Here is an 18,769-nt window from a genome sequence, read left to right as displayed (position 1 = left end):
TGTTATCTGCTGTGACAAAATTTGTTGCCTAGCTCTCACCTTCTCTTCCAGATAGGGCTCCAATGCCACTCGATCCGGCCCGCCTCCGACTAGGCGCTTGCCCTTGTTTGTCGGGAGAGCAGTACACCGACTGCTGTGGACGCTTCCACCGCGGAGACACCGACGCGCCCACGGCAGAACAGCTCATGCGTTCGCGTTACTCGGCCTTTGTGGTCCTTGACAGCGATTACCTTCTGCGCACGTGGCACCCGGAAACAAGGCCTGCCACGCTGGACCTGGACCCGGACATTGAATGGCGCCGGCTGGACATCCTGGCGACGCGCCGAGGCGGCCCCTTGGACACCGAAGGGACGGTCGAGTTCGCGGCGCACTACCGTTCCGACGGCGAACGCGGCGTCCAGCGCGAAAACAGCCGCTTCCTGCGGATCGACAGGCGCTGGTACTACCTCGACGGCGACGTCGGCTAGCGGTACTTCCGGTGCAGGCTCTCCTTTGACGACGCACCCGGGGTGGCGTCGGCGATCCATGGACCCGTTCCTTCGGATTGGTCCAGGATTCCGGCCTCAAGCCAGGCATAGTCGCCCGCGAGCACGTTCGAGGACAACTCATGATCGACGTCGTCGGTGTTCCGCCACAACTGATCGAAGTATCCATCCACGCGAAGCCGCGCCTGTTCGCAGTAGGCCTCGGCGAGCTCGTACGCCGCCGCGCCTTGCTCCGGTGTGGTCTGCAGCAGCATCTCGGCCCGTGAACAGCACGCTGCCATGGCAAACAACTCGGCCCCGATATCCACGATCCTGCCGAGGAACGCTTGTTTGTATTCGAGCCTCGCCTGCCAGCGGCCCATGCCGTAGAACGTCTGGCGGGCGAGTCGGCGTGAAGCCCGCTCCACGTACCTCAGTTGCTTAGCGAGGCGCCCGAACTCACCGTAGGACCGGGGGTCCATGCCAGCTCCGGCCACAAGCTTAGGGAGCCATTTGGCGTAGAAACCAGAGGCGCCGACGGCGGCACGCGCTTTCTCCTGCAGTGTTGCGTCGGCGGAGGCGAGCTCGCCCGCGGCCGAAAGGTGGGCATCGACGGCTTCGCGGGCGATGAGCAGGCGCATGATCTCGGACGAGCCTTCGAAGATCCGGTTGATGCGCATGTCCCTCAGCAGCTGCTCGGCGGCCACCGCACGCTCCCCGCGGGCTTCCAATGAATCCGCCGTCTCAAAGCCACGGCCACCCCGGATCTGCACCAATTCATCAGCCACCGTGTAGCTGAGTTCAGTGGACCAAAGCTTGGCCAGCGCCGCCTCGATCCGCACATCCTTCTGGCCGGCATCGGCCATCTCGGCAGACAGTTCAAAAACAGCTTCAAGGGCAAAGGTGGTGGCGGCGATGAAGGCGATCTTCTTGCCAACGGCCTCATGTTTTCCGACCGGCCGGCCCCATTGAGTGCGGGCGTTGGACCATTCGCGGGCGATCTTCAACGACCACTTGCCCGCAGCCACGCATAGGCCGGGGATGGAGAGCCTGCCGGTGTTGAGCGTGGTGAGCGCGATCTTGAGTCCCTGGCCTTCGCGGCCCAGCCGGTTGGCTGCCGGTACGCGGACTTGGTGGAACCGGGTCACGCCGTTCTCGATGCCGCGCAGGCCCATGAAGGCGTTGCGGTTCTCGACGGTGATGCCGGGGGAGTCCATTTCGACTACGAATGCCGTGATTCCGCCCTTGAGTACCGTGCCGTCCGGGGCGGTGCGGGCAGGAACAACCGCCATGACCACCACCAGTTCGGCGATCACCCCGTTGGTTGTCCAAAGTTTGACGCCGTCCAAAACGTAAGACTCGCCGTCGTCGCTTGGCACTGCGGTGCAGCCCATCCGTGCAGGGTCGCTGCCGACGTCGGGCTCTGTCAGCAAGAAGGCTGTGATGGCGCCGGCCGCGCAACGCGGCAAGTACTCCTGCTTTTGTTCGGGGGTGCCGAAGACTTTGACCGGCTCCGGGACCCCGATCGACTGGTGGGCCGAAAGCAACGCGCCAAGGCTCGGATGGACTGATCCCAGCAGCGCCAACGCCCTGCCGTAGTAGACCAGCGACAGGCCCAAGCCGCCGTACTCGCGCGGAATCTTCATGCCGAAAACGCCTAATTCGGCGAGTCCTGCGAGGTATTCGTCCGGGATGTTGGCATCGCGTTCGATGGCCCGGCCGGACATGGTGCCGCAGAACTCCGTCAGCTTCGCCATAAACTCTTCGCCGCGCTCGACGTCTTCGGCTCTTGCCTGGGGCCAGGGATGGATCAGCCCCAGATCGAAGTCTCCCAAATACAGTCCCTTGGCGAAACTCGGACGGTTCCATTCGGTGTCGCGGGCGGCCTCGGCGACGGCGCGGGCTTCTGCGGCCGTGACGCCGTTGCTCTTGTTGTCAGTGGCGGAGGTCATGGGAGGACTCCTCTTGCCGGTTGTGCCGGTTCGAGCCCAGGATCCGCCTCGGGTGGGGGACCCTTCAGCTGTCCCTCAATGCTACCCGCGGGTAGGTACCTGTGCTAGGGGCGGTCTGCGTCGGGAATTCCACCGGCAGTTCCACTTTTCCGGCCTGGTGGACAAGCTGGTCCCACGCAAAATTGATGCCGTGGACCAGGCCGCCCAGCACGTTCTTCACGGTGTACCAGGCGAGGCTCCCGGCTCCGACCAACGCAAGGGCGGCCATGGCCGCTACCGCGATGAAGGCTGCCAAAACCAGGCCAAGGATTAGTGTTCCCGCGAAGACATAACTGCTGCTGTCTAAGGTGGTCAAGTCGAACTGCATTGGGTCCCCTCCGCAACGCTGCCAAAGCCGACGTCGGAGCGTCGACGTCGTTGGTGTCGACACTAGGGGCGGAATCAACGGTTCAGCCAGCAACAACACCGGCGCGGGGCCTGTTGATACGCGATCGAAACCATACCGGCAGGTAGATCACGGAAGGGTTGCGGTGCACCCTGCGTTAACCTTGTACGGGGCAGTTTTCGGGATTTCCGCTGCCAGAAGGTTCCGCGGCAGCTGAAGGAGAGTAAGTGTCCCGCTCAGCAATGTCCTCAGCCGATGCCATCAGTGCGCGGCTCAGGGATCTCGAACTCCTGACCAAAGGCCCCGCGTGGGCCCTCACACGCTCGGCTCCTTGGGTCATCGCGGTGCTCCAGGCTTCCTTCACCCGAACGAAACCGCAGCTTCCGCTCGAAGAGTTCCATGCCGACGTCGACGCTTTCCTGGAGCAGCTCCGCAGGCAGGATCCCGGGCTGGGCGGCCAGGGGAGCGGCAAGGCATTTGCCGACGAATGGACCCGCAAGCAGTTCCTGACCAGGCGCAGCCAGTCGGGCCAGATCGTCTACGAAATCACCGAGGCCGCCGCGCGCGTCCTGGCTTTCCTGGACAGCCTGTCCAGTGAGCGCTCTACCCTCAACGGTTCCCGGCTCGGGACCTTGCTCGGCGACGTCGAAAAGCTCGCCAACGAGACGAACCCGGACCAAAGCGCCCGTTTGGAATCCCTTGAAGAGGAGATCCAGGAGCGTCAGCAGTTGATCGAGGACATCAGCTCGGGCGACTTCGACGGTCTTTTGGACGATGAGGAAGCCGTCGAAGCGGCCGGGAACATCCTGGACCTTGCGGCGAGCCTGCCTGCCGACTACAAGAAGATGCGTGACCGCATCGAAGAATTGGTAGGCGAGCTCCGCAACCAGATCATCGAGGAATCGCTCAGCAAGGGTGCCACCATGGCGCAGGTCCTGGAGGCAGACAAACGCTTGCGCCAGAGTCCCGAAGGGCGCACGTTCCGCTCCTTCACGGCGTTCCTCGAGGACCCGCAGCAACAGCTGCGTTTCCGTTCGGCGATCGGTGACGTGCTGAGCCGCCAATTCGCAGACGACCTCGGCCACGAGGACCGGGAAACCCTCAAGAACCTCGTGGCGGAATTGCGTACCCAGCACAGCCAGATCCAACGCATCTACGGCCGGCTGTCCGAAAGCCTGAACAACTACATCCAGAGCGATGACATCCGCCAGTCCGTCCGGCTGCGGCAGGTCCTGCGCGAAGCCGAACAGGCTATCCGCTCCATGCCCTACGAACGCGACCGTCCCGGCCTGGTCCGCGGCCCGGTGTTGTTCAATGCCGGGTTCGAATCACTCGCCATGGTCAAGCTCTTCGATCCGGATGAGTTCGCGGCGCCTCCAAAGCTCGCCGACCCCATCGCGTTCAGCGATTCGGACCGGGTCCGTTCGCTGCGCTCCGCGAAGGCGAGGCCCGACGTCGTCCGCTCAGCCATGGCAGGCGCCTCCACACTGGCGGGGGCCTGGGCGAACCTCCCGGAGGATGAACGGCACATCAACACGGTCCGGGCCCTGCTGTCCGAAGCGCTGCACGGCGGTGCGGCCTTCGACCGGTCCGCCTGGGAAAACATCGACTTCGAACAAATCGATGGCAGCAAACGCACTGCGTACCTGCCGCTCGTGACGCTGACTAAGGATTCCGATGACTGACGCCCACCCCACCGAGCATGCCCCCTCTCCGGAGCAAGGGGTGGACATAACGCAGCATGTCCACCCGGATCCGTTCCGGGTCACGCCCCGCGACACGTTCGTCGACGGCGCGGCGCTGTTCCCGGGCGACACCGGTGTCCTGCCGATGAAGGTCCGCCAGGCCCTCGTACGGCTGCTCAAGGGCCCCTATGTCGACGGCGGCCGCGACGAAAAGCTCTGGACCACCCTTCTCGACAGCCAAGTGATCCTCCGCAGCCGGCTTTCCGAGCTCTTCCTGAACCTGCAACTCGACCACGAACGCAAGATCGCGGTGCTTCGACCCGTCGATCCCGAAGCCATCGGAGGCAGCACCCGCTCAAGCATCCTTCGCCAGCAACGCGCGTTGAGCCGGGTGGAAACCATCGTGCTTCTGCGCCTGAGGCTCCTCCTCGACCGCCACGTCACGGCCCAGACGGACCCGGTGATCACTCGGGAAGAAATCGCCGAACTCGTGGCGCACTACCAGCCATCCGGCCAACAAGACGCCCTCCGTGACACCGACGTCGTCAACCGCACCATAACGAAACTCCTGGCCCGCCAACTCCTCCTGGCCACGGGCATCGAAGACACGTTCGCGATCTCCAAGGCCCTCCCCCTGGCCCTCCCCTTCGAAAACATCGGCGACATCCCAGCCCAAATCGAAGCCCTGATCGCCGTAGCAGCCGACGAATCGGGCACGGAACCCCTCATCGAACTAACAGAAACAGACGACGACGGCGACGACCCAAACCCCAACGACGCTGACTCCGGCACCGAGGAAGAGGTCGACGTGGTGACTGGCAGCAGCGGCGACGACGGGGGCATGCGGCAGCATGCGTCTAAGCGAGGAACGAGCGAGCATGCCGAGCATGTGTCCGGTGGCGTCGCGAAAGGTGACCACGGTTCCGACGGAGTCTCGCCTGAGGAGGCAGCCAAGTGACTATCGCAACCATGCTTCCGATCGGCGAGCTCACCAACCCGGGCCAGATGCGCCTCGCCTTGGTCCAGGTGGTCAATTGGGGCACGTTCCATGGCGCCCACACGATGCACGTGGACCGCAACGGCACGCTGCTGACAGGCAATTCGGGCGTCGGCAAGTCGACGCTGTTCGACGCGATGCTCCGCGTCTTCGATGCCCGTCCGCGCTCCAACGAGGCTGCGGCGCAGCGGGCCGGCGGGGCCGTGGAGGACAAGCGGACGACGTTCACGTACATGCGTGGAAAAGTGGGCGACAAGGCCGTGGGCGAGGGCTCGGCGAGTGCCTTCCAGCGCCCCGGTGCCACCTGGTCCGCCGTCGCGCTGACGTTCGACAACGCGGCCGGCACCAAGATCACTATTTCGGCCCTCTTTGACCTGCCCAAGAACGGCACCGAGTCCAGCGTCGGCCGCTTCTACGTGATTGACAACAAGCCCCTGGATCTTGGGGAGATCGAGGGCATCGCGGAGAAGCGCTTCACCAAGGGCGCCCTGGAGACCATCTTCCCGGACGCCCAGGTCTTCGATGTCCACAAGGCTTTTGCGGAGCGTTTCCGGCGGCTTCTCGGCATCAACTCGGACCAGGCGCTCCCGCTTTTGCGCGTGATCCAGGCCGGCAAGGGGCTCGGCGGCAGCGTCAACACGTTCTTCCGCGACCAGGTGCTCGACGCGCCCGCGACGCTCACTGCTGCGGACGACGTCGTCGAGGAATTCAGCAACCTCATGTCCATCAGGCAGCGGCTGGAGGACGTTCGCCAGCAGCGCGATCAGCTCGCCCCCGTGCCCGGGATGAACAAGGAATATGCCCAGTCGTTGCTGGAGGCCAACCGGCTCAGGGAGCTCAGCGGCGAGGAATTCGACGCCTACAAGCAGCAGCTCTCGGTCACGGTCCACGCCAAGACTTTGGCTCGTTTCAAGGACCTTGCCCAGTCGAAGGCCAAGGAGCTCAGCACTGAGCGGGGTATCCGGGACGCGCTCGCCAAGGAGCTTCGCCAGCTCGAATCGGATTACAACAACCAGGGCGGGAACGCGATTTCGGCGATCGAGCAGTCGCTCGAAAATGCCCGGGTCGGCCTCAAGCTTCGCCAGCAGGTGGAGGAGGCGGCCCGGCAAGCATTGGCCGACGCCGGACTCAACCTTGAGTGGACGGCTGACGGTTGGGAGCAGGCCCACGAGCAGGCCGCGAGCCGCTCCGCCGAACTCAAAGACGATTCCGAAGCGCTGAGGGAACTCCGCTTCGAAGCGTTCGACGGCCACGCCACCAAGAAACGTGAACTCGCCGCAGCCCAGCAGGAGCTCGTGTCGCTGAAGACGCGCAAGTCCCTTCTGCCGCCGTCGAGCATTGAAAACCGCGCCGCGATCGCCGCAGCCACCGGCGTTCCGGAGGACCGTATGCCCTTTGGAGGCGAGCTGATAGACCTCGCCGAGGGTGAGGAACAGTGGCGGCCCGCGGCCGAGCGCGCCCTGCGGAACCTCGCCACGACGCTGCTGGTTCCCGGCGAGCACTTTGCCGCCGTCACGCGCTACCTGAACGACAACACCGTCCGCGGAGCGCTGCGGGCAGTGGATGTTTCCAAACCGCTCGCGGGCGGCGCTTTGGCTGTGGAGGACGTGTCCGACGGCGAGCTGCTGACGAAGCTGAACATCCTCACTTTGGGGGCGAATGCCGACGCCGGTGAGTGGATCCGCGAGCGGATCGCCCTCGATTTCGCCTACCCGTGCGTGGAAGACCCGGACGAGCTCGCCCAGCTGGACAAGGGCCTGAGCCTTGGCGGAGTGGTCAAGCGCAACAGGAACACAGTCGAGAAGGACGATCGCTTCACTAGCCGCCAGGACTACGTTCTCGGTTTCGACAATGCTTCCAAGCTGGAGCTCGTGGCAGCGAAGGTCGGCGAGCTCGAAAATGAGCTTCTGAAGGCCGCCGAACTCGCCCAAAGCCGCGAGGATTCGCACCAAGGCATGACCCGCCAGCTTGAAGCCTTGCGCCGCATCGCCGACGACGAGCGTGGCTGGGAACAGGTCTCGGCAGCAGTGGCGGCCGAGGAGCTCGCGAAGATCGAACAGCGGCTCAAGGATGCCTTGGCAGCGCAGGCCGACTTGGAGCCCTTGCGCGCGAACATCGAGGCCGTGCGCGAAAAGCACCAGTCCTCCACAGGGTCGGCGGCGGTGTTGCAGAGCGAGTACAAGACGCTCGACCACCAGATGACCACGGCTGACGCCCTCCTGGATGCTGCGCGCAACCGCCTTGACGAGGCGCCGCCGTCGGGCACTACCGTGACTGCCCTCGAACCGTACTTCAGCGCATTCGCCGAGGTGAGCGAGCTCCACGAACTCGACACGCTCGCTGCCGAAGTCCGAAGCAAGCTCCTGGCGGAACTGCACGCCTCCGAGTCCCGCGGGCAGGCGTTGGCCGAGCGGCTGACGCGTATGTTCGAAGGATTCGTGCGTGAATGGGGCACCGCCATTTCCGCGGACCATGGCACCTCGATTGGTGCCGCGGGGGAATTCGAGTCCCGTTACCACCAGATCGTCAGCGAAGGGTTGCCCGCGCAGGAAGCCGAATTCCGCCAGTTCTTCAACCAGCGCACGCACGAATCGTTCAGCACGCTGCTCCACCTGCTCGACGAGGAGCGCCGCGCCATTACGAGCCGTATCCTGCCCCTCAACGGCATCCTGTCCGAGGTCAATTTCCACGAGGGCAGCTTCCTGGAACTCGACATCAAGCAGACGCTGCCCGCCACCGCGAAGCAGTTCAAGGACGCCATCCACAACGCGTTGAAGACGCGCCACTCGCGGCCGTCCCGCGCGGCCGGCGCCGCATCGAGTGCCGGGGGCTCGCCCGAGGCGGAGGACGACGTCGAACTCACCAACCGCTATAAGTCGCTCGAAACCCTGGTCAAACGGCTCGGTTCGCAGACCCCCGAGGACCGGCGCTGGCGAGCCGAGGTGCTGGATGTCCGCGGGCATCTCTTCATCCAGTGCAAGGAGCACCGCTCCGTCCAAGGCCCGCGGAGTGGCAAGAAGACCGAGGTGTACATGCACGCGGACACCGGCTCGATGTCCGGTGGCGAGCGGCAGCGATTCACGGCGTTCATCATGGCCGCGGCCCTGAGCTACCAGTTGGGTATCGCCGAGCAGGGTTTCACCACCTACGGAACGGTCATGATGGACGAGGCGTTCGTCCTGGCCTCGGAGGAGTTCGCCGGTGCAGGCATCAAGGCCCTGCATGAGTTCGGTTTCCAGTTGCTGCTGGCCGCGCCCGAGAACGTCATCGACCTCTCCCGGCACCTTGGTTCGGTCACGGAAATCCTGCGCGACAAGCGAACCAACCGTTCCGGCGTGCTCACGGCTCCCGTCATCGGCGGCCCGGGCATGCCCGGCGAATGGCGCTCCGAAGCCAACCCCGTGGACATCGTGCTCCGCTAGCTCCGACGCTCGCTCACTTATGTGGCACTTTCGGCGGACGCTCGCTCACGTATGTCTGGTTTCCGGCGGACGCTCGCTCACTAGAAGCGAGCGGGCGTCCGCCGCTGAGGCGTCTACTTTCCTTGGACCCGGCCCAGGAACTGGGCGGATCGTGACTGCAGTCCGGCGATTTGGCGAACGACGACGGCGGCCGGGTCCGGATTGATCTCATTCGCTGGGGGCTCCTTGCGGACGTTGGCGCAGCAGCCGAATTCTGCGCAGATCAACGTCCCCACGGTGTTGCCGTCGCGGCCCGATTGGCCTGCGCGCTTGGCAACCCAAAGATACACATCGTCTTTGGAAAACACGTCGCGGCACAGCTCGCAAAGGACCGAACGCTTCTTGCCGGAGCCTCCCTCGGGCGCGCGAAGCATGATGCCCGTGAGGGAACCACCGTTCGGAAGGACGAGGTAACCCCGCATGGGCATCTTTTCGTCGCGCCAGCCAAGGAATTCGAGGTTGTCCCAGTCAAGGGAATCGAAGTCCTTCGGGAGGTTGAGTTTGGCGGCCTCCGAGCGGCTCGCATTGATGAATGAGGAACGGACTTGTTGAGCGGTGATTTTCTGCACGGCGAAGTTCTTTCAGATCGTTTGGGCTCCGAAGAGGAAGGACTCTGGCGTCCGGCGATCCGAGGGCACAGCAAAGGAACCCTTCGTGTGCTTCTCGCGCGGGGCGGTGGGGTTAGTTTCCCTGGCCGCCGAGCGGGATGGCCGACGCAGAGGGAGATGCAAAGTAGGCCAACACGGCCACCTCGCCAACCATGGCAGCGCCAACGTGTGCAGTGCGCATGCTCATCCTCTCGATCTTTACCGCGTCTACGGCCCTGGCGCGGTTCGTTGAATCAACGGCTCTGTCATCTTTGCAAACGCCGCCCTTGGTGTCCAAAATCCCGTGCGTTTTAGTCCCCGCAGGCCCGACGCCCGCTCACGTATGCGGCCAAAAGCCGGAACGCTCGCTCATATCATGTGAGCCGGCGTTTGACCGAATGCCCCATAAGTGAGCGGGCGTTTGGTCAAAACACCACATAAGTGAGCGAGCGTCGAATTAACCTAGGCTTTGCCGGCGGGCAACCGGGCGGGGCTAGGCTGGCGTCGTGGCTGGGAACGTGCTTGATGCTGACCAGAACGGACGACGGCGGTTTGTTGCCTTGGGCGATTCCTTCACCGAGGGTGTGGGGGACCGGAACGAGGCCCTACCGAACGGCGTCCGGGGCTGGGCCGACCGCGTTGCCGAGAAACTGGCCAAGGCCGAACCTGGCTGGGAGTACGCCAATCTTGCCGTGCGGAGCAAGCGGCTCCGCCATATCGTCGACGAGCAATTGGACCGCGCCCTGGCCATGGAACCCACGCTCATCACGCTTTACGCCGGCGGCAACGACATCCTGGATTTCGGCACGGACATGGACATCCTCATGGCCGAGTACGAAAGGCTCGTGGCCCGTCTCGCAGCCACGGGAGCCACGTTGGTCTTGTTCACGGGGTACGACGTCAAGGTCTCGGCCGTGCTGGAACCCTTCAAGAAGCGGAACGCCTTGTACAACGAGCGCGTCCGCGAACTGGCCGCCAAGTACGGGGCCGTGCTGGTGGATTATTGGTGCTTTGACGCTTACCACGACCGCCGCATGTGGGCCTCGGACCGCCTCCACATGTCCAAGGCCGGGCACAAATACATGGCGGCGCAGGTACTTGATCACCTCGGCGTACCGCATAAGTTCTCGCCCAAGGACTGGGAACCGCCGCAACGGCTCAAGTTGCGCGATTGGGAACGCCGTCAGCGCCGCTGGGTGAACGATTGGGTCCTGCCCTTGTTCGGCCGGAAGCTTCGCGGCGTCACGCTCGGGGACAGCCTTGGCCCACGCTGGCCGGAGCCCGTGAAAGTGCCACGGAAGGCCGGTCTGCGAAAACTCGCGGAACGCCAAGCCGCCGGGGCAGGCTCAGCCCACGCTCAAAGCAAGGTGCCAGGAAAAGCCCAAGACAACGGGGGGACATGACCATGGCCATATATGCACCGCTGCGATTCGTCGCGGTTGGAGATTCCTTCACCGAAGGCGTCGGCGACACAGACCTTCGCCTCCCCAACGACTGCCGCGGCTGGGCCGACCGGGTGGCCGAGGAACTGGCCAGGCACCGGCCGCAGACGCAGTACGCCAACCTGGCCCTCCGGGGCCGTCGGCTCAAGCAGATCGTGGCTGAACAACTTGAGCCGGGACTCGCGATGGCTCCCACGCTGGTCAGTTTCCACGCCGGCGGCAACGATCTCCTCGGTGCCCGGCTGGACATGCGCCTACTGGTCCGTGGATTCGAGGACGCCGTTGCCCGGATCGCCCAAAGTGGTTCCCAGGTCCTCCTGTTCACCGAGTACAACGTGCCGCTCTCGCCGGTGTTGGAGCCGCTCAAGCTGCGCACGGCGGTTTTCAACAAACACATCCGGCGCATTTCGGCAGCCTACGGAACGCTTCTGGTGGACCATTGGTGTTTCGAAAAGTACCAGGACCGCCGGATGTGGGCTCCCGATCGGCTGCACATGTCCGGCATTGGACATGAGTACATGGCGAAGAAAGTCTTGGAGGTGTTGGGCGCCCCGCACTCGCTGGGCTCACCCGTGCTTGGGACGCTCCAACCGCGGAGCCGCGCCGAGATAATGGCCGACGACGCCGCGTGGCTCAGGCGCGACGTGGCACCCTGGCTTTCGCGTCGTTTCAGGGGAGTTTCGAGCGGTGATCACCTGAGCGCCCGCTGGCCGGCCCTTATGCCGGTGGTCTTGCCGGAGCGATTGGGGACGTCCGCCGAACCGGTCCGGATTTGAAGCGTCAGCGTCACGGCTGACAGCTTTTTGGCTGCGGGCGGGCATCAAAGCCGCGAATTTCCGGGGTTTTCGCCGAGTCGAGGCGCCAAAAATGTGCTCTGCGTGACGCCCCGGACACCCACCAGACTCAGTCCAGCAGGTTTTCGAACCCCTCAGACGCGGTGGTGACTGTGAATTCGATGATCTCGAAGTCGGCTACCCCATTGACGTAGAACGGATCCGTCGCTAGGGAAGCGTCCAGTGCCGCACGATCGACGTTGGACAACAGCACACCCCCGATGGCTGGAACGCGACGTCCGGACGCGACGAAAGTGCCGGCGTCGAACGCTTCTTTGACCCAATCCATGTGTGCGGGGCGGTGGAAATCGACAATCTCGTCGGGAACTTTGTAGGTCAGCGAAACCACGAACATGCCGCCCAGCCTACAACGCGGAGGGCGGCCAGCCGGGCCGCCCTCCAAAATGAACTACGGCAGGAGCTTGACTGCGGAGTTCCAGTTGTAGTCGGGGTGGGCCTCGCTGATCTGGAGCGTCATGACGAGCAGCTGGAAGGCTTCGAGTTCACGCGAGCGGCGCAGCGGCCCGACGTTCACCGGGCGCAGTCCGGCACCTTTGACGAAATCGACGACGGCGGCACTCGCCTCGGCGTCGTCGCCAGCCACGAGCACATCGAGGGTCTGGCCGCCGACTTCGCCCTCAGCGAGAGTGGCTGCGAAGACGGTGTTGAACGCCTTGACTACTGAGGCGCCCGGGACCAATGCCTGGAGTTCTTCGGCCGCCGAGGTTCCGGCGGGGACGGTGAGGGAATCGAAGGTCTCGAAGTTCACGGGGTTGGAGATGTCCACGATCGTCTTGCCGTTGAGCGCTGAGCCATAGGAAGAAAGGACTGCCTTGGAGGCATCGAACGGAGTGGCGAGCACCACGATGCTGCCTTCCACCGGGGATCCCGTGATGCCGGAGGTTCCGTTGACCGTCGCCGCAAGGGCAGCAGCGGAGCCGGCGTCGCGGCTGAGGACCTGGACGCTCTTGCCAGCCGTGGCCGCTCGGGCCGCAATGCCGGACGCCATGTTGCCGGTACCGATGATGGTGATGTCAGCCATTGTTGTTTCCTTTGCTTGGGTGCTCATTGAGTTCAAATTGTTTTACTTGAAGCTTCAACTAAAACAATAATGGCCTTAAGTTGAAGTGTCAAGCATCAATTTCCTTCTAAGATGAATCCATGACCGAACCGCGCTGGCTCAACGCCGACGAACGCCGTGCCTGGCTGGCCCTCCTGAGCATCAACACCCTGCTGCCGGCAGCCCTGGACACCCAACTGCAGGCGGCCGGCAAATTGTCGCTGTTCGACTACAACGTGCTCGCCATGCTGTCCGAAGCCGAGGGGCGTTTCCTGCCCATGAGTGAGCTTGCCGCCCGTACCAGCGCTTCCTTGTCCAGGTTGTCGCACGTTGTCACCAAGCTCCAAGGACGCGGTTGGGTGGAGCGCGAGGCCCACCCGGGCGATGCCCGCGTCACGGTCGCGCACCTGACCGACGCCGGCATGAACACCATCGTGTCCCTCGCCCCGGGGCATGTGGATGCCGTCCGCGCCTTGATGTTGGACGCCATGACCGACGACGACGTAGCCGATCTCGCGCGGATCGGCGAGAAAATCGTGGCCCGGCTGGACGACGATCACTGGATCCTGCGCGAACACTGAGCCGCGGCAGCTGTGCCGGCGAACGCCAAGCCGCGGCCGGCTGCGCAGCCGGCGCCGCGCGTGACGGCCGCCCCCCACTGATGAAAGACTGGCGCCATGGATTTTTCTGCCCGGTATGTGGCATTGGGTGACTCTTTCACCGAAGGACTTGGCGACGCTGACCCATCGCGCCCCAACGGAGTCAGGGGATGGGCGGACCTCGTCGCCCATCAATTGGCACAAAGCAACGACAATTTCGGCTACGCCAACCTGGCCATCCGCGGCAAGAAGCTCCGGCAAGTCATGGCAGAGCAGGTGGACGCCGCCGTCGCGCTTCAACCGACGCTGGTGACCTTATACGCGGGCGCAAACGACATCTTCCGCCCCAAAGTCGATATCGACAGGCTGATGGAAGACTACGAGGCCGGCATCGGGAAGCTCAGTGCCACCGGCGCCACGTTGCTTCTCTTCACGGGCTTCGATGCCCGCAGTTCCAAGGTTTTCGGCACCATGCGCGGACGCACCGCGATCTACAACGAATTGCTGCGGGAAATCGCCGAAAACCACGGTGCGCTGGTGGTGGACTACTGGCGCTTCAGCGAATACCACGACTGGCACATGTGGGCGCAGGACCGGATGCACATGTCCACTGCGGGCCACATCAACATGGCCAACCGGGTGCTGGCCGTCCTGGAGCACGAAGGTTCCCTCGAGGTTCCGCCGCCGGTCCCGCAACCCCAGCCTGCGCGCGTGGAAGCGTTGCGGGCCAATGCGCGTTGGGCCCGTGAACATGCCGCCCCGTGGGTGGTCCGCCGCGTGACGGGCAAGTCCTCAGGTGACGGTCTCAGCCCGAAGTACCCGCAGCTCACCCGGCCCTAACTGGGCTGAGCGGCAAGTTTCCGGAACCCCGGCGTGGCGAGCAATCCGCCGTCGTTCTTCACCGCGAGCACGTCCACGTCCCAGTGGGAAGTGGCCAGCGCGAGGGTCCCGGCGCCGCCCGCCATGATGGCGGTGGCCAGGACGTCGGCCGTGATGATGTCTGCCGCTGCCACTGAAACTTGGCGGAACCCCTGGTCCCGCGCCGATTGGAGGCCCGCGGACCAAATGTGGTGGCCGCGTTCGCTCGTTCCGGAGGTCGCCAGCGCGTGCTTGCCCGCGTTGCCGAGCGGAAACGCTGTCAGGAGCGTCGTCCGATCCTCCGGGTCGACAATTCCCGCCAGCCACGGCCGCGCTCTGCCCGGCGTCGGCGAACCGTCCACCAGGACGTCCCCGCCCGCGTTGAGGCACCAATCCTTCAAGCCGAACGCTAGCAGCGACGTTCCGGCTTCCCGGATTGCGTGTGCCTTGACGATCCCCGACAAGTCCACGACGCCGTCGGGCCGTTCCGCCGTGAACGCACCTTCCGTAAGGGTGCGCCATTCTGTCGCCTCGACATACAGCCGTCGCATGTCCGCAGAGGCGTCCTTCAGAGCCAGCTCGCCCCGCGCCATCGCGCTCGCCTCCGAGTCGGGACGGTAGAGACTAAACGTCCGATCCAACCCCTTGAACAACTGCTCGACGACGGCGGTGGCCGCCTCGAGTTCTTCCACCGCAGCTTGGGGAGCCGTCCCTGGAGCAGCGGGGATGGCGAGGCTCACCACAGTGCCCATGCTGGTGAACGTGCGGGAACGAAGACGGGGCTCCGCGCTGCCTTGTCCGTGCCCGTCGGGCTTAGAAGTGGGCTGCATCGAGGGCTGCCTGGAGCGACGTCAAGTACGCCTCGCTGGTAAAGGTGGCCCCGCCGATGGTCTGCACGTTCGCCGACTGGGCGCTCAGGACTTCGGAGCGGAGCAGGGGTGCTGCCCTGGCGCTGATCTGGACGGATCGTTGCTCTTGGTCGGTCAGATGCAGGGCTGTGACATCCGTGATGACGCCGGCCTTGATGGTTACCTGGACCTGGACTGTTCCGAAGCGGGTCTCCACTGCCGTGCCCGCATAGGTGCCGCCGGCCTTGGCCGAGGCTCCCAGAGTGGAAGTGGAACTCGAGCCCGTGCTGGAACTGGAGCCTGTGCTGGAACTGGCGCCGGCCGCGGTTCCCGAGGACGATCCGGACGCGCTGCTCCCGGCGGCGCCGGCCGCCGTCGAGCCCGTACCGGTCCCGCCGGTGGTTCCCGCCGCGGACGTCGTGACGGTGGAAGCGTTGGATGCCGCCACTTGTGCGCCCGCCTGCCAGCCCACCACGAGGATTGCCGCCGATGCCAGCGCTGCTGAAATTCCTGCCCTGAGTCTCACCAGTCAAACCTTTCGTAGTGGAGTTGTTCCTCCCGCACACCGGAGCTTTTTGCGTCGGCTAGTACCTGGCCAGCCCATGCTGTCGGGCCGCAAACGTAAACATCAGCGTCCGCTATGTCCGGCACAAAGTCCCGCAGACTCGAGGAGCCAGCAGAGGCAGGCAGCCATGCGCCCTGAGGATGGGCGGACCGCGGACCCGTCAGGTGGAACAGGGTCGCGCCACGCTTCCGGCACAGTTCCATGATCTCGTCTCCGAGGAACAGTTCCTCCGCGCTACTGCCGCGCAGCAGGACTGTCGCCTGGCCTGGGGCGAAGGGAGTTGATTCCAGGAGCGCCCGGAGGGGCGTAATCCCGATTCCTGCACCGATCATCACGACCCGGTCCTTGCTTCGGGCTGCCGTGCTGAAAACCCCATATGGTCCTTCGATCGCTACTTTCGTTCCCGGCTTGAGGGAAGCGAGGCGGGCCGAACCGGCCCCCAGGTTCCGGACGGTGATCCGCAACGTCGGCGGCCGCGATGACTTCCCGGTCTGCGGTTCTGCCGACAAGCTGAACGGATGGGCCTGCCACCACATCCCGGGAGCGAGGAAGCGCCACACGAAGAACCGGCCGCCGCTTCCCGACAATTCGTTCAATCGCAGCCCGGTCATTTCGATGCTCACGACGTCGGGGGACACCCGAACCACGCGGCGCACCGTCAGTTGGTGCCGGTAGGTGGCAATCACCGGTTGGGCAACGCGGTACCAAACCAGCGCCGCGCCCGTTCCTAAGCAAAGCAGGAGCCAGTACCAGCGCTGCCAGGTGCCTTCGGCGAACAGGCCGCCCACGCTGAACTGGTGCGGGATTGCCGTTGCTACCGCGAGGTAGGTGAGCAGATGAACGAAATACCAGAATTCGTAGGGAAAACGGCGCCGCACAGCTACCAGCGAAGTGACCACCACAGCAATGAACAACGCCATGGAGACGAACGCCAGCCACATATCGGGTACCAAGACCCACAGGGAAACGGCCTCGCTGACGGGATTCAGGCCCTCGGCCATGCCGTAGCCGGTTGCAAGGAGAAGTCCATGCGCCAACAACAAGTACAGTGCCGGTTTGCCTAGCTTCCGGTGGAATTCCAGTGCCCTGTCATGCCCGACTGCGCCGTCCACAAAAGGGAGGCGTGCCGCGAGCAGAAGCATCAGTATGACAAGGTCCATGCCGGCGAGTCCGGCCAGGATCCCGACGGCGGTGACCGCCTGGGTGAGGTTGCCGACGGTCGACACTCCGCCGTCCGCGAGCCACAACGCCAGCGCCGCCGCAAGGGATGCCCAAAGCGCAACCGTGAGCATGTCCGCCCGGCGCATGCGCTGGCGATGTTGCGCCGCGAACCTTCCCTTAGCGGGATTGCGTCGCGGTGACGTTTGAGGACGACGGCCTGGCGGTGTATCCACGCGTTGGCCCGGAGAGGCGAGGAGTTGGGAGTTCATGACTCAAGATTGAATGCTCAACCTTTCGATCTGCTGTGAAGGGGCTAGCCTCCGCTTATGAGTTGAGCACTTGGTTTCTTATACACCCGATTGGTCTTAATTTCCCCCAGCCCCTAGACTTATTAGGCGCTAGGTGGCGCGGAGCGTGTGCAATTGCTCCGGTTGGCGGTAACTGTTGGCAACAACGGGAGATCCGCGGGCCGGTAGTTAGGGGCTCAAGTTGCGTGCATTCCAGTATTCGCCCAGTATTCCGGCCTGTTGTCCGGACCCACTACCTTCGCCGCAGCGGTGATCATTGGCTGGTTTCAGTCGAGCGATCCAGCCTGCGGGAACTACCGAAAACGGTGTGGACTGGTTGCGGACGTCGCCTATTGCACGGGAAGCAGGAACTCTGCTGGCCGTTTCATTTTATTTTTTAGGAGAGTCGTCATGGCAGCAAACTGCCAGGTGACCGGAGCCGAGCCGGGCTTTGGACACAGCATTTCGCACTCGCACCGCCGCAACAAGCGTCGGTTCGACCCCAACATCCAGAAGAAGCGCTACTGGGTTCCGTCCCTGCGCCGTAATGTCACGCTGACCCTGTCGGCCAAGGGCATCAAGACCATCGACGTTCGCGGCATCGACGCAGTCGTCGCCGAAGTTCTGGCTCGTGGGGTGAAGCTCTAGTGGCAAAAGACAAGGACGTACGTCCGATCATCAAGCTTAAGTCGACTGCGGGAACCGGTTACACCTACGTAACCCGCAAGAACCGTCGTAACGACCCGGACCGTCTGGTCCTGAAGAAGTACGACCCCAAGATCCGCCAGCACGTCGAATTCCGAGAGGAGCGCTAAACATGGCTAAGAAGTCCAAGATTGCTCGCAACGAGCAGCGCAAGGTCATCGTTGAGCGTTACGCTGCCAAGCGTCTCGAACTGAAGAAGACCCTGGTTGACGCCAACGCGACTGACGAAGCACGCGAAGAGGCTCGCCTCGGCCTGCAGAAGCTGCCCCGCAACGCGTCCCCGATCCGTCTGCGTAACCGCGACATCATCGACGGCCGCCCGCGCGGTACCTTCCAGAAGTTCGGTATCTCCCGTGTTCGCTTCCGCGACATGGCTCACCGTGGTGAGCTCCCGGGCATCACCAAGTCTTCCTGGTAATCCAGAAGCACTAGGAGGGCCGGCAACCGTTTGGTTGCCGGTCCTTCTTGCGTTTAGGGCCCCGGGTTCCAGGTTTGATGCGTCGGGTGTCCGGATTCGCGATTAAGTGGCGCAGGACACAATGCTGAATTACGACGCCGGCGGCTTCTTTTTGCGCGCAACCGGCTGTTCTGTCCCGGATTACCGCGGTTCTTGCTGGCCTGAGGCGTGATTTGCGTGTGGTCTTGGGGGTGTGTAAAGTAGTTCGAGTCGCCGCCGCTGATGCGGAAAGATAGCGACCGACCCCCTCTGATAAACGGCCTGGAAATGGCTCGCTGATTAGCGTGCTGTGGATGGGTGGGGACCCCTGTTGAGCAGTGAATCGCGGAAACGCCGATTTGCTTGATCCTGGCAGTTCGGGTAAGTTTGGGAAGTTGCTCCGGAGCGATCCTGGACCCTGTGGGGTGTGGGTGGTGCCGGGTG

The 18,769-nt window shown here is 63.9% G+C and carries 19 protein-coding genes; 11 read left to right on the top strand and 8 right to left on the bottom strand.

From position 1 onward, the window contains the following. The first annotated feature begins 62 nt into the window (after window positions 1-62). On the top strand, window positions 63-467 hold the full coding sequence (locus ABEA18_RS03930) for a YchJ family protein (protein ID WP_345448017.1): 405 nt from the start codon (window positions 63-65) through the stop codon (window positions 465-467). Here the strand turns inward: ABEA18_RS03930 and ABEA18_RS03925 are convergent. Next, window positions 464-2,416, bottom strand: a complete 1,953-nt coding sequence (locus ABEA18_RS03925; protein WP_345448016.1) for an acyl-CoA dehydrogenase family protein — start codon at window positions 2,414-2,416, stop codon at window positions 464-466. The genes ABEA18_RS03930 and ABEA18_RS03925 overlap by 4 nt on opposite strands. 64 nt (window positions 2,417-2,480) lie before the next feature. Then, window positions 2,481-2,783 carry a hypothetical protein gene (locus ABEA18_RS03920; protein ID WP_345448015.1) on the bottom strand — a complete coding sequence of 101 codons (303 nt, stop codon included), beginning with the start codon at window positions 2,781-2,783 and terminating at the stop codon, window positions 2,481-2,483. Window positions 2,784-3,028: 245 nt separating this feature from the next. Between ABEA18_RS03920 and ABEA18_RS03915 the strand changes: the two genes are divergently transcribed. Genes ABEA18_RS03915 through ABEA18_RS03905 form a run of 3 tightly spaced genes read left to right on the top strand, consistent with a single transcriptional unit; the run spans window position 3,029 to window position 8,905 of the window. Further along, window positions 3,029-4,486 carry a DUF3375 family protein gene (locus ABEA18_RS03915; protein WP_345448014.1) on the top strand — a complete coding sequence of 486 codons (1,458 nt, stop codon included), beginning with the start codon at window positions 3,029-3,031 and terminating at the stop codon, window positions 4,484-4,486. Beyond that, window positions 4,479-5,444, top strand: a complete 966-nt coding sequence (locus ABEA18_RS03910; RefSeq protein WP_345448013.1) for a DUF4194 domain-containing protein — start codon at window positions 4,479-4,481, stop codon at window positions 5,442-5,444. Before ABEA18_RS03915 ends, ABEA18_RS03910 begins: the two co-directional genes overlap by 8 nt. Beyond that, window positions 5,441-8,905, top strand: a complete 3,465-nt coding sequence (locus ABEA18_RS03905; RefSeq protein WP_345448012.1) for an ATP-binding protein — start codon at window positions 5,441-5,443, stop codon at window positions 8,903-8,905. The genes ABEA18_RS03910 and ABEA18_RS03905 overlap by 4 nt, the downstream gene beginning before the upstream one ends. A gap of 113 nt (window positions 8,906-9,018) precedes the next feature. Here ABEA18_RS03905 and ABEA18_RS03900 read toward each other — a convergent pair whose 3' ends face one another. Continuing rightward, window positions 9,019-9,513, bottom strand: a complete 495-nt coding sequence (locus ABEA18_RS03900) for an FBP domain-containing protein (protein WP_345448011.1) — start codon at window positions 9,511-9,513, stop codon at window positions 9,019-9,021. A 524-nt stretch (window positions 9,514-10,037) separates the two neighbouring features. Between ABEA18_RS03900 and ABEA18_RS03895 the strand changes: the two genes are divergently transcribed. Continuing rightward, window positions 10,038-10,934 (top strand): SGNH/GDSL hydrolase family protein, encoded by an 897-nt coding sequence (locus ABEA18_RS03895; protein WP_345448010.1) that lies wholly within the window; start codon window positions 10,038-10,040, stop codon window positions 10,932-10,934. Beyond that, on the top strand, window positions 10,931-11,749 hold the full coding sequence (locus tag ABEA18_RS03890) for an SGNH/GDSL hydrolase family protein (protein WP_345448009.1): 819 nt from the start codon (window positions 10,931-10,933) through the stop codon (window positions 11,747-11,749). Before ABEA18_RS03895 ends, ABEA18_RS03890 begins: the two co-directional genes overlap by 4 nt. Window positions 11,750-11,876: 127 nt before the next feature. Here ABEA18_RS03890 and ABEA18_RS03885 read toward each other — a convergent pair whose 3' ends face one another. Then, window positions 11,877-12,161, bottom strand: a complete 285-nt coding sequence (locus tag ABEA18_RS03885) for a YciI family protein (protein WP_345448008.1) — start codon at window positions 12,159-12,161, stop codon at window positions 11,877-11,879. 54 nt (window positions 12,162-12,215) lie between these two features. Continuing rightward, window positions 12,216-12,848: an NADPH-dependent F420 reductase gene (locus ABEA18_RS03880; protein ID WP_345448007.1), complete on the bottom strand. Its 633-nt coding sequence runs from the start codon at window positions 12,846-12,848 to the stop codon at window positions 12,216-12,218. Window positions 12,849-12,967: 119 nt separating this feature from the next. Here ABEA18_RS03880 and ABEA18_RS03875 point away from each other — a divergent pair, with 119 nt between their 5' ends. Continuing rightward, complete coding sequence (locus ABEA18_RS03875; RefSeq protein ID WP_345448006.1) at window positions 12,968-13,447, top strand: MarR family winged helix-turn-helix transcriptional regulator; 480 nt, start codon at window positions 12,968-12,970, stop codon at window positions 13,445-13,447. Window positions 13,448-13,543: 96 nt separating this feature from the next. Next, window positions 13,544-14,305 (top strand): SGNH/GDSL hydrolase family protein, encoded by a 762-nt coding sequence (locus ABEA18_RS03870; protein WP_345448005.1) that lies wholly within the window; start codon window positions 13,544-13,546, stop codon window positions 14,303-14,305. On the opposite strand, the gene ABEA18_RS03865 is transcribed toward ABEA18_RS03870, so the two are convergent. From ABEA18_RS03865 to ABEA18_RS03855, 3 genes are all read right to left on the bottom strand, one after another. After that, window positions 14,302-15,075: an FAD:protein FMN transferase gene (locus ABEA18_RS03865; RefSeq protein WP_425550478.1), complete on the bottom strand. Its 774-nt coding sequence runs from the start codon at window positions 15,073-15,075 to the stop codon at window positions 14,302-14,304. The genes ABEA18_RS03870 and ABEA18_RS03865 overlap by 4 nt on opposite strands. Window positions 15,076-15,136: 61 nt before the next feature. Next, window positions 15,137-15,697 carry an FMN-binding protein gene (locus tag ABEA18_RS03860; protein ID WP_345448003.1) on the bottom strand — a complete coding sequence of 187 codons (561 nt, stop codon included), beginning with the start codon at window positions 15,695-15,697 and terminating at the stop codon, window positions 15,137-15,139. Further along, entirely contained in the window at window positions 15,694-17,166 is a 1,473-nt protein-coding gene (locus ABEA18_RS03855; protein ID WP_345448002.1) for a ferredoxin reductase family protein, read from the bottom strand. The genes ABEA18_RS03860 and ABEA18_RS03855 overlap by 4 nt, the downstream gene beginning before the upstream one ends. Window positions 17,167-17,595: 429 nt before the next feature. Between ABEA18_RS03855 and rpmB the strand changes: the two genes are divergently transcribed. Genes rpmB through rpsN form a run of 3 tightly spaced genes read left to right on the top strand, consistent with a single transcriptional unit; the run spans window position 17,596 to window position 18,307 of the window. After that, the gene (rpmB, locus tag ABEA18_RS03850) at window positions 17,596-17,832 is read left to right on the top strand and encodes a 50S ribosomal protein L28 (protein ID WP_078107326.1); all 237 of its coding nucleotides are present in this window, start codon (window positions 17,596-17,598) and stop codon (window positions 17,830-17,832) included. Beyond that, window positions 17,832-17,999: a 50S ribosomal protein L33 gene (rpmG, locus tag ABEA18_RS03845; protein ID WP_003798558.1), complete on the top strand. Its 168-nt coding sequence runs from the start codon at window positions 17,832-17,834 to the stop codon at window positions 17,997-17,999. The genes rpmB and rpmG overlap by 1 nt, the downstream gene beginning before the upstream one ends. 2 nt (window positions 18,000-18,001) lie before the next feature. Next, window positions 18,002-18,307, top strand: a complete 306-nt coding sequence (gene rpsN / locus ABEA18_RS03840) for a 30S ribosomal protein S14 (RefSeq protein ID WP_028267656.1) — start codon at window positions 18,002-18,004, stop codon at window positions 18,305-18,307. Window positions 18,308-18,769 lie beyond the last annotated feature (462 nt).

It is taken from the genome of Arthrobacter gyeryongensis (genome assembly GCF_039543785.1).
Lineage (GTDB): Bacteria > Actinomycetota > Actinomycetes > Actinomycetales > Micrococcaceae > Arthrobacter > Arthrobacter gyeryongensis.
Note: the sequence above shows the minus strand (reverse complement) of the source record. Positions and strands in the feature narration are given on the sequence as shown.

Coding starts and splice junctions, on each gene's coding strand:
- ABEA18_RS03885 (WP_345448008.1), bottom strand. CDS start 12,161: ATGTTCGTGGTTTCGCTGACCTACAAAGTTCCCGACGAGATTGTCGAT.
- ABEA18_RS03890 (WP_345448009.1), top strand. CDS start 10,931: ATGACCATGGCCATATATGCACCGCTGCGATTCGTCGCGGTTGGAGAT.
- ABEA18_RS03855 (WP_345448002.1), bottom strand. CDS start 17,166: ATGAACTCCCAACTCCTCGCCTCTCCGGGCCAACGCGTGGATACACCG.
- rpmB (WP_078107326.1), top strand. CDS start 17,596: ATGGCAGCAAACTGCCAGGTGACCGGAGCCGAGCCGGGCTTTGGACAC.
- rpsN (WP_028267656.1), top strand. CDS start 18,002: ATGGCTAAGAAGTCCAAGATTGCTCGCAACGAGCAGCGCAAGGTCATC.
- ABEA18_RS03875 (WP_345448006.1), top strand. CDS start 12,968: ATGACCGAACCGCGCTGGCTCAACGCCGACGAACGCCGTGCCTGGCTG.
- ABEA18_RS03925 (WP_345448016.1), bottom strand. CDS start 2,416: ATGACCTCCGCCACTGACAACAAGAGCAACGGCGTCACGGCCGCAGAA.
- ABEA18_RS03865 (WP_425550478.1), bottom strand. CDS start 15,075: ATGGGCACTGTGGTGAGCCTCGCCATCCCCGCTGCTCCAGGGACGGCT.
- ABEA18_RS03880 (WP_345448007.1), bottom strand. CDS start 12,848: ATGGCTGACATCACCATCATCGGTACCGGCAACATGGCGTCCGGCATT.
- ABEA18_RS03870 (WP_345448005.1), top strand. CDS start 13,544: ATGGATTTTTCTGCCCGGTATGTGGCATTGGGTGACTCTTTCACCGAA.
- ABEA18_RS03930 (WP_345448017.1), top strand. CDS start 63: ATGCCACTCGATCCGGCCCGCCTCCGACTAGGCGCTTGCCCTTGTTTG.
- ABEA18_RS03920 (WP_345448015.1), bottom strand. CDS start 2,783: ATGCAGTTCGACTTGACCACCTTAGACAGCAGCAGTTATGTCTTCGCG.
- ABEA18_RS03910 (WP_345448013.1), top strand. CDS start 4,479: ATGACTGACGCCCACCCCACCGAGCATGCCCCCTCTCCGGAGCAAGGG.